Origin of the sequence: Prevotella sp. FD3004 (assembly GCF_000746155.1) — a bacterium.
In the GTDB taxonomy this organism is placed as follows: Bacteria; Bacteroidota; Bacteroidia; order Bacteroidales; family Bacteroidaceae; genus Prevotella.
Map to the genome: position 1 here is coordinate 279,706 of NZ_KN050820.1, position 12,118 is coordinate 291,823.

Sequence of the window (12,118 nt, forward strand, 5' to 3'; positions counted from 1 at the left end):
CAGATATTATCTTGTCAATCAGTCAATCTTCTTGATTTTGATTGTCAGCGTCTCAGCATCGAAGGTTATTCCCTCACGCTCTATAAACCGACTGAGAGCCCCTTGTTGAGCCAGCTGTCGTGGCGTTCCTACAGTCATGCCCTCTTCATGGCTCATCAACCAGACCGTATCGGCCAGCTGCAAAGCCAGTTCAACGTCGTGGGTCGAGAGGAATATGGTTTTCCCCGCCTCACGGCTGATACGACGAAGCAATTGCAATACTTCAACTTTACTGGGATAGTCGAGAAAAGCCGTCGGCTCATCGAGATAGATGACGGGCGTCTGCTGAGCCAGCGCTTTTGCTATCATCACCTTCTGTCGCTCACCATCGCTCAGCGTGTGTACCATGCGCCTGCTCAGCGTGTCGATGCCGACAAGGCTGATGGCTTCATCGACAATCTTCAGATCCTCTTTGGAATAAGTTCCCCAGAAACCGGTATAGGGAGAGCGACCAAGGCTAACCAGCTCGCGTACCCTCATATTCCTCACGTCGGGTTTCTCTGTCAGCACGACACCTATCAGACGGCTCATTTCCTTGTCGGAGAAGGATGTCATATCATGTCCTTCAATTAGCACCTCACCTGCTGTCATAGGCTGAAAGGCCGAGAGTGTACGCAGCAAGGTAGACTTGCCGACGCCATTAGCTCCCAACAAACAAGTAAGCTCTCCTTTACGGATAGTTCCATTGATGCCTTCGGCCACCGTTCTGACGCCATGCTTCGTCATGTAGCCGATGCCAAGGTTTATAAGTTGTATTGTTTCTCCGTCTGTCATCGTGCTGCAAAGATAAACATTTTTTTCTATTTAATGTATCTTTATCAGTTTTTTTTGATGATTCTCACTCAAGTAAGTGAGAAACAAGAATCTTTACGCCAATTGCAATGAGGATAACACCGCCCAGGAGCCCTGGCTTTAGTCTACGGGCAATAGTCCTGCCAAAACGGGCGCCAAGGAAATTACCGAAGATGCTGAAAAGGAAAGACACCACACCTATTATAATAAGGGGGATGGTGAGCTGGGACAACTGGCTGTATCCTATACAGGCAAAAGAGATGCCAATGGCAAGGGCATCGATACTCGTAGCGATGGCCAACAGAAACTGGACATGAAGGTTACGGGGATTAAAGTGCTGCTCCTCTTCCGGTCCAAAAGCTTCACGAATCATCTTTCCACCAATCAGCAGCAACAAGCCAAAGGCTATCCAGTGATCATAAGCCTCCAGCATCCGACTGAAATGACAGATACCTAGCCAGCCAATAAGAGGCATCATGGCCTGGAAGAAGCCGAAGAGCAGTGCCATCCTTATCACCCATCGCCCACGACCATTGGTAATGCCGCTCACAATGGAGACAGCGAAGCAATCCATTGCCAAAGCCACAGCCAACAATATGATATCAAGCAGGTTCATATAGTATTTATTTGTTCAATCCTTCATTTCTGCTGCAAAATTACAAAAAAACTCTTAATTCATCATCCTCGTTTCTAAATTATTTTGTATCTTTGCACACTGGATTCAAATCAACAATAACTAAATCAATTTTAAATGAAAAAACTATTAGCAATAGCGCTACTCTTGACCAGTGCCCAGATGGCAATGGCCGAGCAAGTGGTTATCAACACCAAGAACTCTACAATGGTTCTTGAGGTAGAAAAAGGGAAACAACCCCAGTATGTTTATTATGGTGCTTCGCTGAGCGACACAGACCTGAAGCACCTGCAGGCTCCAAGAGGCGGACGTATGGACGCTTATCCTGCCTATGGTATGAACTGCCCTGCTGAAGCAGCCTTTGCCATGAAACATGCTGACGGCAACATGTCAACGGAACTCTATACCACAGATATCGAGCGCCAAGGCGACCTGACTCGCATCGTTCTGAAAGACCCAGTATATCCCACTTCCGTTACACTCTTCTACAAAGCCTATCAGGACGAAGACATGATTGAGACGTGGACAGAGGTCAGAAACGGTGAGGCCAAGCCCGTCACGCTGACGCAGTTTGCCTCTATCAGTCTGCCCATCCGTCGTGGCAACGTGTGGCTCTCTCACTTCCACGGTTCCTGGGGTAATGAGACTCGCCTTGTAGAAGAACCCATCCTGCCAGGCGAGAAGGTCATCAAGAACAAAGACGGCACCCGCAACTCACATACCGACCATGCTGAGGTGATGTTCTCGCTCGATGGTAAAGGTCAGGAAAATTGCGGCGACGTAATTGGTGCGGCTCTCTGCTATTCTGGTAATTTCCAATTGAAAATCGATACCGACGATACTGATTTTCACTACTTCTTCGCAGGTATCAATCCCGACAACTCCGAGTACCACCTGAAGAAAGGCGAGAGTTTCACCACACCAAAGGTGGCGCTGAGCTTCTCTCAGCGCGGACTGTCCGGCATCTCACGCAATTTCCACAAATGGGGCCGTAAGTATATGCTCATGCATGGCAATAAGGAGCGAAAGATTCTGCTCAACTCATGGGAGGGCGTTTACTTCGACATCAACCAGAAGGGTATGGACCAGATGATGGGCGACATTGCCTCTATGGGTGGCGAGCTCTTCGTGATGGACGACGGATGGTTTGGCGACAAGTATCCCCGCAAGACCGATAACTGTGCCCTTGGCGACTGGGTGGTAGACAAGAGTAAGCTTCCTGAAGGCATTGAGGGGCTGTTGCGCGATGCTAAGAAGCACGGCATTAAGTTCGGCATCTGGATTGAGCCCGAGATGACAAACTCTGTATCAGAACTCTACGACGCCCACCCGGACTGGATTGTAAAGGCGCCTAAGCGTGAAGCCATACAAGGCCGCGGCGGCACCCAGTTGGTGCTCGACATGAGCAATCCGAAAGTGCAGGACTTCGTGTTCTCTATCGTGGATAACCTCATGACTAAATACCCAGAGATCGACTATATCAAATGGGACGCCAACATGCCTATTCTGAATCATGGTTCCCAGTATCTCACCATGAACGACCAGAGCCATCTCAATATCGAGTATCACCGTGGATTGCAGAAGGCCTGTCAGCGCATCCGTGCCAAATATCCCGATTTGACCATTCAGGCCTGTGCCTCTGGTGGCGGACGAGCCAACTGGGGCGTGCTGCCTTATTTCGATGAGTTCTGGGTGAGCGACAACACTGATGCCCTCCAGCGCATCTACATGCAGTGGGGCACCAGCTACTTCTTCCCAGCCATCGCTATGGCCTCGCACATCTCGGCAACTCCCAACCATACCGTCTTCCGCACCACTGCCATGAAATATCGCATTGACGTGGCCATGAGCGGCCGCTTAGGCATGGAGATTCAGCCCAAGAACATGAGCGACGAGGAAAAGGCACTTTGTAAGAACGCCATCGCAGAGTATAAGCAGATTCGTCCCATCGTGCAGTTCGGCGACCTTTACCGCCTGGTTTCTCCTTACGACAAGCTGGGTCTGGCTTCGCTGATGTACGTTAATGAACAGAAGACCAAGAGCGTATTCTTCTGGTGGAAGACGGAGTCGTTCCAGAACGAGCATCTGCCTCGAGTAAAGATGGCCGGCCTCGATGCCAACAAGATGTATAAGATACACGAGTTGAACCGCATCGACCTGCAGCCAATGGATGTAGAAGGTAAGGTGTTCAGCGGTGCTTACCTGATGAACCACGGCCTGGAGATGCCTTACCGCAACGAGCCAGAACACTCGAAGAAGAACGACTGGTCGAGCCGCGTCCTCAGCCTTGAGGCTCAATAATCAAACTTATAATTATATTAACAAAACGGTTCTCAAAACTCGCATATTAGTCAGCAGATGGTATGTTGGCTGCAAATACGCGAGTTTTGAGCCGTTTTCGTAAATGCCTGAAAACATGCCTGTTACAGAAGCAGACAATCCTTAGCGCTCGTTAAGGCGTCATCTTTCGGAACAAAACAAGTTGTTTTGTACTCGAAGAGGCTATCTCTTCCACCTTTGGAGACTATCTCCACAAAAGTAAAACAAGTTGTTTTACCTGAAAAGACCCTAAGTTTGTCGTAATGAAACCCTGGGCTTGTCGTAATATAACCCATAGTTTCCTTACGACTAACCCGTTTTCTGTCAGTACTAACCCATAAAAGCGCCTTCCGCTGCTCTAGATTGAGCAACTCAGGAAGCGCTTTCTCAGGCATATATTCTTTACAATTCTGTCCGAAACAAAGAATCAGTATTACAGCACAGCACTGATGGGCGTGCGGAGGAAGTTCAGAAGCAGCCAGCCGTTGTAGGCCCAGAGATAACATGTCAGCCCAAGGACGGAGAGTTGGAGAATCTTGTGCTGACAGCCTTTTGAGCGGTAGAAGACATAACCAATGGCAAAGGGAATGACGAAGAGCCAATGGGGCGCCATAATAAAAATCTCATTGATGCCAAAGCCCAGTATCAGGTGGATAAACATGTCGAACCCAAAGTAAGAGAGCGCGAGCCAGAGGAATCGTGAACGGCGCCCACACCAGATGCCTATCGCTGCCAGCAGGAGGATAACGGCCTCTACGATATAATTCCACAGCCAGTCGTATTTCACAAACACAGGACGGAATACAAGCGTATCTTCCAAGAAGTGTTTTTGATGAAACTGGATGGTCTCGCCAAAGAGATTCTCGTAGATGGTCTTGGTGCGTGAGGTGGTGACATCGGTCCATTTCCAGAAACCATACTGCTTCATGGGGGTTCCAGACTTTGCCGCCTGAAGTCTCTGACGGACTTTGCGCTGCAACTGCTTCTGCTCATATGCCTGTTTCTGTTCAGGCGTCATCAGAGCCAGCTGCTCCTCCAACCTCTTCTGTTTGGCAATCTTTGCCTCCTTACGTGCCTTCTCCTTGGGGAGCACAGAGGTGCGATATTCCGTCACTGCTACGCCCCACAACAGAGCGGCTGGGAGAACAACTCCCAACAGAAGATACTTAGGACGGAAGAAATGCTTCAGATTAACAAAGAAGCCAGAAAGGAATATCTTTGCGCCATTGCTCAGCGTCACACCTGCCGTGATGAAGAAGAAGATGGCCGATTGCCACCAACGGAGCTCCCTGCCCTTCTGGATACACTTACCAGAGATGTAAAGCGTTATCAGCAACAGGAACATGGAGATGGTGAAGTGATCGGGCACTATCACTGATAGCATGATGTAGGCCATAGAAAAATAGAAGGCAGAAAGCAGAGTGGCATCATAGCGCCGCAACTGTATCACCTCACGATGTATTCTATATGTAAATATGTAAGAATAGAACGAAGCGAATATGACGGGGACAGCCACGATATACTGCACAAAGTTGATGCCGAAGATGGCCGTCAGCCCCTCGTTCAACAGATAGAGAGGCCATATCAGGAAGGCCAGCAGCGGATGACGATAGACATTGTAGACCACGTCCCAGTTGCTCACTCCGAGATAGGTAAGCGGATCATAACCAGAGAGGTGCAACTCACGTTCAAACACTTTCCAGTAAGGGCCGAAGCCCTCCTGCATGAACAAATCGTGCATGCGATAGATGAACAAGGCGTTGAATACCACTATCACAGCAAGCATGACCAAAGCCTGCACCCGTTCCTCGGGCTTGATCTTAAAGATTTTGAAAGGTGTCATACGCGAAAAGGTTTATAATATGCCTCGTCAGCGAAAGCCAGCATTTCCTTGTCGCCACGACTGTCGCCAAAGGCTATGAGTTTGTATTCACTACGATTCGGATAGAGGACGAGCATTCGATTCACCTTCTCTTGTCCGTAGCAGTTCTTCGTGAGGAAGCGGCCTGTCAGTCGTCCGTTCTCCACTTCTACCTGTGTTCCCAAGACCTTCACCTCTGGAATGCCGCTTTGCCCTGTAAAGAACGGCTGCACCCAGTTGTCGATAGATGCACTCACGATGACCACTTCCGAACCTTCAGCCTGAGCCTGTCGTAACATCTCAAGCCCTTTCTCTCTCAACAAATGATGAGCGCTCTCTGCAAATCGACGTCCCCAATCATTGAACTTCTCAAGAGTCATCCCTTTAAAGAAATGAGCAAAAACCTTCTGCTTTGCTTTCCAGTTAGGATAAACCCCTAGTTTCATCAGCACGAGCAAAGGACTATAGCACAGAAGTCCTACACAGAATGTCCTTCTGCCCCAAACGTAGAGGATAAACTGCAACAGCGTATCTCTCGTAGTCAACGTTCCGTCGAAATCAAAGACATAGATTTTCTTCATGAAGGCAAGAGGCGTTTGATGATTTGTTGAAGAAGCCATGCAAGTGGCAACGTGAGGACAATCGTCAGCAGCACCGTAGGCCAATAGCCCAGACGGTAAGGAATCAGGTATTGCATCACAAAATGATTGTGAATAAGATATATCTCCAAGCTCACTCCTCCGAGGAAGAAGAACGCATGGTTCAGCCATTTGGGCATCTTTCGAAAAAGGTCGTCGAGCAGAAGAATCAGAGAGATCGTAAGCGGTATATAAATCATCCGCTCTGCGAAAAGCGGGAAACGCCCATGCCTCATCTGTTCCAGCCAGATACATGTTGTAGCAGTCATCAGGAAAGTGATGAGCACCAGCCAGCGACCCGCAGGTTCGATGCGAGTCTCTTTTCTAACCAGTTCACCAGCATTTATCCCAATGAAGAAGATAGGCACGCGACTCCAGAATATCTCTATATGGCCCACAGCCTGATGAATCGGCACGACCCATTGCACGATACAGCACCAGCACACCATCAGCACAGGCAGCCATCGGAACACAGGATGTTTCTGAATCAGCATCATATAAAGCGGCGCCCAAAGATAAAGCATCATAATGGCTGGCATATACCAGAAGGTTAGCTCGTCGTTAAGCCAGAAGCCCCAGTTAACGGTGATGTCGAGAAACAAGTCAACATAGTCGCCAGTCTCGAAGTTAAAACGCTGGAGATAGAACAGAGACGAGATGACCAGCCAGGTGGGAAAGATACGCAACAGACGGCGCCTATAGAAGTATTTGACGGAAGGATGCTTCACCCAAGAATACCAAAGCCCCACACCACTGAGGAAAAGAAACATATCAACACCGATATTCCCACATCTGCGCAAGCCAAAGAACATATCGTTTCGAGCCAGCGGCACGTGGAAGAGGATGATGAACAGAATGGCTGCCCCCATCAGTTCGCCACGATAGCGACTCACATCAGCCAGTTCTATCTCCCGGATTCTCATAGCTTTGGCGACGGGATACGGTCAATAATCTGCTTGATAGCCCACGAAAGAGCAATCGTTACGACAACGTAGAGCATCAATCCGTCGTAGATATCCTGTTTCCAGGCCACGGTGATGAAGAGCTTACGGGCAATGGGATGAGCCACAAACATGGCTGCCGAGATGCCCCCAAACCAAACGAATAACTTCTGCACATACTCTGGCATCAACTTTACCAAGGCGATGGTGCCAAGGATAACGACAACAGGTATCCAGAACCACGTATGGAAATGATAGCTCATGGCGACAGTCAGGACGACGGAGAGAAGCAGAAGCATCAACCACACCAGGACTTTACTCCGGGTAAACTTCCACTTTACTCGGAGCAAACTTCCACTTTGCTCCGCGGAAACTCTGGCGAAGAGTATACCGACACCGAAAGGCAGAGCGCCTCCGATGAAGTTATAACGCAAGCGGTTCAGCGTTTCACTATCAGGAGCACAGAACACCTGAAGGAGCCAACAAGCGACAATCAAGGCTACCACGAACCACGAACTCCTGCGATAAAGCAACAGACGATAGACTATATACAGTTCCATCATCAGGCCAAAGAACCAGTAGATACCTGGCCAGATAATCTTATCAGGCTCAGGCAATACATTGATATACATGAAAAGCTGAGCCAACACGTTATCCCAATGGAAGGGGAAACGACCTGGTGTCACCATATCCACACACACGAACAGTGAGAAACCCACTATCAGCATTCTGAACAGTTTCAGATAATGATAGCGGAGAAATGCCCCAGTCCCGGCAGAATACGGGAATCTCTCATACTTCCTTACCAGCCCGAAGCCACTCAGAAACAGGAAAACGGGCACGCCATAGTGGCCGAAATAGGAGAACAGATGTACAGGCAACAGCTCGTCAGGATTTGTGAGCACTTGCCACAAACGGTCGTTGTTGAAACCCAGATACTGGTATTCGTTCTCTTTCACGATTCTACCGATAAAATGACAGTAATTGTGAAGCACGATAGCGATAATTGCAATACCTCGCATAGCTTCACATTCTGTCCGTGTCAGCATCTCCTTCATTTCTTCAGCGTGTTATAGTCAGTCACTCCCTTTAAGATGCGGGGGCGTTGCTTGTTGTATTCAGAACTGATAATGTTCAGTTCCGGGCGATAGAGAGGTGTGGCGATGCCACCAAGATAGAGCAGCAGATGCGGTAGGGCATCTGTCATCATGGGCAGATCCTTGGCTGCCTGAATGGCCTGCCAGCCATAAGGATGGTTCTCCCGGTACTTGGGAGAGCCCCATATCCAGAATGGGATTTCCATCTCATTGCGGGCCAGACGATAGTCGATATTAGCTCCATGCATACGTCCATACATATAAGGCTTCCCATCGAAAATCTCTTCACCATGGTCTGGCACATAGATTATCACAGCGTCCTTATCCATGAAGCGCTGGGTGATGGCAAAGAGGATAGAGTCGTTATACAACAAAGAATTATCGTAGTCGGAGAGAATCCGTTTCTGCTTGTCTGTCAGCTCTGGACGATTGTACATCTGAGGTGTAAACAATCTGAACTGAGGCTGGGGATAGCGAGCCCGATAGTCTACATGGGAGCCCATCAGATGGAGAATCACCATCTGGTGTTCTGCCTTCTGTTTACTAAGTGCGTCATACTCTTTCAGTACCCCGTCGTCAAAGCGGTAGGTTCTCGCATTCCTCACATCAAACTGCGCCTTGCTCAGTGACGGGTCGTTTAAGAAGAAGTTTCCACTGAAATCATAGACAGCCTCCTTTGCCTTAGGCTGGAACTGGTTAGTGATAAACGTCACCTGATAGCCGGCCTTTCTGAACACTTCGGGGAAGAGAGGCTTGTCGCACCACTCGCCACTATCACCAACAGCATAAAGAGAAAGCATGTGCTTGAAAACAAAACTCGTCAGATTCCACGAGGCTACCACATCACTAAAGGGTATCAGACTGCCCTCTGCCGCCATCGCCTGTTGTCTGGGAGTAGTCGGCTTCTCATAACCATACAGCTGAGAGTGGTGTTTATTATAACTCTCGCCTATTACGAGTATGATATTGGGCACACGATAGCTACAGCTGTCAACCTGTACGAGCTGGCTGGCCTTCTTCAGTTGTACTACCTGATGGCTGGCAAGATGGTTAGCGTAAAGCCCAAAAGCCAAACGATAGACAGGAACATAAAGCTTAGCCTGATCCTTCTTGGTCAGCTCATGCTCTACCTGTCCTACTGTATCACAGGAGAAGAGCCTATGCATAGCCACCTTGTTATCCCAGGTCTGACAGACGCTACTATATAGCAGCCAAGCCACCAAGCACCCAAGCACTGCTTTGAGTCCTGTTATGAAACCAGGATTCACCTTAGGCAGAATCATTCGTTTGCGCAGTTTGGAGAGTCGCTGGCGAATGACGGTCCACAGGATATGTATCAGTATTAACAGCAGAATCCAGCCCACATTGCTCTTTACTACATCCCAACTCAGATAGCCCTGCATGAACTCCTGAGCCTCTTGCCCATTGGTCTCGCCTACCAGCATCAGCATCGTAGGGGTCAGTGTCGACTCAAAACGCTCGTAGCAATACATATCTACCAAAGCCACACCATAAAGGATTATATAGAACAGGGCTTTGATCCAGATACGTATCTTTCTGGGAATCAGCGCAAGGATGGCGCATACCACATATATATCGAGAAAAAGCTCGGGGAGGGAGAGCTCATAAGGTTTTGCACCTCTGCCTCTCAGATAGTAAGGCATGATTTCCAACTGTGTACAGAGCCACCCCAGCACAAACATAAAGACGAAGAATGCACTGTTCTTCTCAATAGGGGCAAACAGCCAGCCTATCCATTTCAGCGGGTTCATCTTCTGTCGTTTATGCATAGTATCCGTTTTTCTTAATAAAATCTGCAACGGCCTTAGGCACAAGGCTTCTGATACTCCTACCTGCTTTCACACGCTGCCGAATATCCGTACTGGAAATGTCGATAAAGCCTTCATCACCAGGGGTTCTTGTGTAAACAACAACCTCATAGTTGGCCTTAATATCATCTGCTCGATACCATTTGTCGAACAACTCCCAGTTGTCGCCCCCTATCATGAGCACGAACTCGCGATCAGGATAGTCTCTTTTCAGCGCTTCGAGCGTATTCCATGTGTAAGATGGTTTGGGAAGGTGCATCTCATAGTCACTGGCAATGATGCCTTTTTCGTCTGCTACAGCCATACGGGCCATTTCCATGCGCTTATCGTCGTCAAGCAAATCATCGCCTTTCTTCAGAGGATTCTGTGGTGATACCATCAGCCACACTTCGTCAAGTCTCGCCCGCTCTTTCAGTTGTCTGGCCAGCAAGATGTGCCCGTTATGAATCGGATTAAACGACCCTCCGAAGATTCCTGTTCTAATCATTCAGAAATTCCTGTATCACCTTCAGTGCATCAGCTTCAGCATATTCCAGCACATCATTCACCACAATCTTGTCGAACTTCTCTGCAAAGGTCAGTTCAAACTCTGCTCGGGCTATACGCTGGTCTATCACCTCAGGGGCATCAGTCGCCCTACCTTCCAAACGCTTACGCAATTCCGCTATCGAGGGAGGCTGAATAAACAGGCTCAGAGCCTGCTCACCATAATAGTTCTTGATGTTCACACCACCTTTCACGTCAACATCGAACACCACATTCTGACCCGCCTCCAACTGGTTGTCAACCTGTGATTTCAGCGTACCGTAGAAGCGATTGGTATACACCTCCTCATACTCAAGGAACTCATCGTTCTCTATTCTCTGACGGAACTCCTCTGGGGTCAGGAAGAAGTAGTCTACGCCATTCTGCTCAGAACCTCTTGGCGGACGCGAGGTACAACTGATAGAATAAGCCAAGTTCAGTTCTTTGTGCTCTTTCATCAGCCACGAGATAATCGTAGATTTTCCCGTACCACTGGGAGCCGATATAATGATTAACTTGCCTCTCATTTACAATGCATTTAACACCTGTTCTTTAATCTGCTCAAGTTCATCCTTCATCTTCACCACAATGTTCTGCATCTCAGCCTGATTGCTCTTCGAACCAGTGGTATTGATTTCACGCCCCATCTCCTGAGCAATAAAACCAAGCTTTTTCCCCTGACCAGCTGGCTCGTTCATCGTGTCGCGGAAATACTTCAGGTGATTTGTCAGGCGCTGCTTTTCCTCACTGATGTCAAGTTTCTCAATGTAGTATATCAACTCCTGCTCCATACGGTTCTTGTCATACTCCACACCAGGAATCTGTTGCAAACCATCTACAATGCGAGCCTTTATTTTCTCAACACGGCTCTTCTCATATGGTTCAATCTCAGCCAGCAACTGGGCTATATTATCTACCTTCTCTGAGAACTTCTTCTCAAGAGCAGCACCTTCCTGAATGCGGAAGTCTACCAGATTTTTCAGAGCTTCGCTAACAGCTCCTTTTACAGCATTCCACTCTTCTTCATCCAACTCTTCAACATCTGTCTTAGTCAGCACGTCTGGCATACGAAGCAGGGTGTAGAACCAATCCTCAGGCTGGGGAATACCTGTTTTATCAGCAATATCCTTTATCTGTTTATAATAATTCTCAACAAGAGTAGCATTGATAGGTGTAGGGTCTACGGCCATCTCCTTCTCTATCCAGATGCTCATATCTACTTTCCCTCGGATAAGAGCCTCAGCCACCATCTGGCGCACTTCCATCTCCTTCTCACGATAGAGGGGTGCAATACGCGTGTTCAGGTCAAGCTGCTTTGAATTGAGCGACTTCACCTCTGCATGGATTTTCTTCTCTTTGTAGGCTACGACTGCCTTACCATAGCCTGTCATTGACTGTATCATGTGTACCTTAATTTATTATAATTTGGGGCAAAGGTACAAC

Annotated in this window: 10 protein-coding genes and 1 pseudogene; 1 reads left to right on the forward strand and 10 read right to left on the reverse strand. The window is 48.3% G+C overall.

Going from position 1 to position 12,118, the window contains the following annotated elements; translation table 11 throughout:
* Nucleotides 1–48 precede the first annotated feature (48 nt).
* Both T325_RS11685 and T325_RS11690 read right to left on the reverse strand, forming a co-directional pair.
* Nucleotides 49–813 (reverse strand): annotated as a pseudogene (locus T325_RS11685) (ABC transporter ATP-binding protein); the annotation flags it as partial.
* A gap of 64 nt (nt 814–877) precedes the next feature.
* Nucleotides 878–1,447 (reverse strand): manganese efflux pump MntP, encoded by a 570-nt coding sequence (locus T325_RS11690; RefSeq protein ID WP_036914217.1) that lies wholly within the window; start codon nt 1,445–1,447, stop codon nt 878–880.
* 135 nt (nt 1,448–1,582) lie between these two features.
* Here T325_RS11690 and T325_RS11695 point away from each other — a divergent pair, with 135 nt between their 5' ends.
* Entirely contained in the window at nt 1,583–3,766 is a 2,184-nt protein-coding gene (locus tag T325_RS11695) for an alpha-galactosidase (protein ID WP_036914220.1), read from the forward strand.
* 451 nt (nt 3,767–4,217) lie between these two features.
* On the opposite strand, the gene T325_RS11705 is transcribed toward T325_RS11695, so the two are convergent.
* The 8 genes from T325_RS11705 to T325_RS11740 are packed head-to-tail and all read right to left on the reverse strand — an operon-like array spanning nt 4,218 to nt 12,078.
* Entirely contained in the window at nt 4,218–5,627 is a 1,410-nt protein-coding gene (locus tag T325_RS11705) for a DUF6080 domain-containing protein (protein WP_036914227.1), read from the reverse strand.
* Nucleotides 5,624–6,226, reverse strand: a complete 603-nt coding sequence (locus tag T325_RS11710) for an HAD-IB family hydrolase (protein ID WP_036914230.1) — start codon at nt 6,224–6,226, stop codon at nt 5,624–5,626. The genes T325_RS11705 and T325_RS11710 overlap by 4 nt, the downstream gene beginning before the upstream one ends.
* Nucleotides 6,223–7,206, reverse strand: coding sequence for an acyltransferase family protein (locus T325_RS11715; protein WP_036914232.1), 984 nt, complete (start codon nt 7,204–7,206; stop codon nt 6,223–6,225). Before T325_RS11715 ends, T325_RS11710 begins: the two co-directional genes overlap by 4 nt.
* Nucleotides 7,203–8,282 carry an acyltransferase family protein gene (locus tag T325_RS11720; protein ID WP_036914234.1) on the reverse strand — a complete coding sequence of 360 codons (1,080 nt, stop codon included), beginning with the start codon at nt 8,280–8,282 and terminating at the stop codon, nt 7,203–7,205. Before T325_RS11720 ends, T325_RS11715 begins: the two co-directional genes overlap by 4 nt.
* The gene (locus T325_RS11725) at nt 8,279–10,111 is read right to left on the reverse strand and encodes a phosphoethanolamine transferase (protein ID WP_156097687.1); all 1,833 of its coding nucleotides are present in this window, start codon (nt 10,109–10,111) and stop codon (nt 8,279–8,281) included. Before T325_RS11725 ends, T325_RS11720 begins: the two co-directional genes overlap by 4 nt.
* Entirely contained in the window at nt 10,104–10,637 is a 534-nt protein-coding gene (nadD, locus tag T325_RS11730; protein ID WP_036914235.1) for a nicotinate (nicotinamide) nucleotide adenylyltransferase, read from the reverse strand. Before nadD ends, T325_RS11725 begins: the two co-directional genes overlap by 8 nt.
* Nucleotides 10,630–11,202 (reverse strand): guanylate kinase, encoded by a 573-nt coding sequence (gene gmk / locus T325_RS11735; protein WP_036914237.1) that lies wholly within the window; start codon nt 11,200–11,202, stop codon nt 10,630–10,632. Before gmk ends, nadD begins: the two co-directional genes overlap by 8 nt.
* Nucleotides 11,203–12,078 (reverse strand): YicC/YloC family endoribonuclease, encoded by an 876-nt coding sequence (locus T325_RS11740; protein ID WP_036914239.1) that lies wholly within the window; start codon nt 12,076–12,078, stop codon nt 11,203–11,205.
* Between the last annotated feature and the right edge of the window lie 40 nt (nt 12,079–12,118).

Bases quoted from the DNA above. Each gene is read 5' to 3' on its own strand.
- T325_RS11690 (WP_036914217.1), bottom strand. From the start codon at position 1,447: ATGAACCTGCTTGATATCATATTGTTGGCTGTGGCTTTGGCAATGGAT.
- T325_RS11695 (WP_036914220.1), top strand. From the start codon at position 1,583: ATGAAAAAACTATTAGCAATAGCGCTACTCTTGACCAGTGCCCAGATG.
- T325_RS11705 (WP_036914227.1), bottom strand. From the start codon at position 5,627: ATGACACCTTTCAAAATCTTTAAGATCAAGCCCGAGGAACGGGTGCAG.
- T325_RS11710 (WP_036914230.1), bottom strand. From the start codon at position 6,226: ATGAAGAAAATCTATGTCTTTGATTTCGACGGAACGTTGACTACGAGA.
- T325_RS11715 (WP_036914232.1), bottom strand. From the start codon at position 7,206: ATGAGAATCCGGGAGATAGAACTGGCTGATGTGAGTCGCTATCGTGGC.
- T325_RS11720 (WP_036914234.1), bottom strand. From the start codon at position 8,282: ATGAAGGAGATGCTGACACGGACAGAATGTGAAGCTATGCGAGGTATT.
- T325_RS11725 (WP_156097687.1), bottom strand. From the start codon at position 10,111: ATGCATAAACGACAGAAGATGAACCCGCTGAAATGGATAGGCTGGCTG.
- nadD (WP_036914235.1), bottom strand. From the start codon at position 10,637: ATGATTAGAACAGGAATCTTCGGAGGGTCGTTTAATCCGATTCATAAC.
- gmk (WP_036914237.1), bottom strand. From the start codon at position 11,202: ATGAGAGGCAAGTTAATCATTATATCGGCTCCCAGTGGTACGGGAAAA.
- T325_RS11740 (WP_036914239.1), bottom strand. From the start codon at position 12,078: ATGATACAGTCAATGACAGGCTATGGTAAGGCAGTCGTAGCCTACAAA.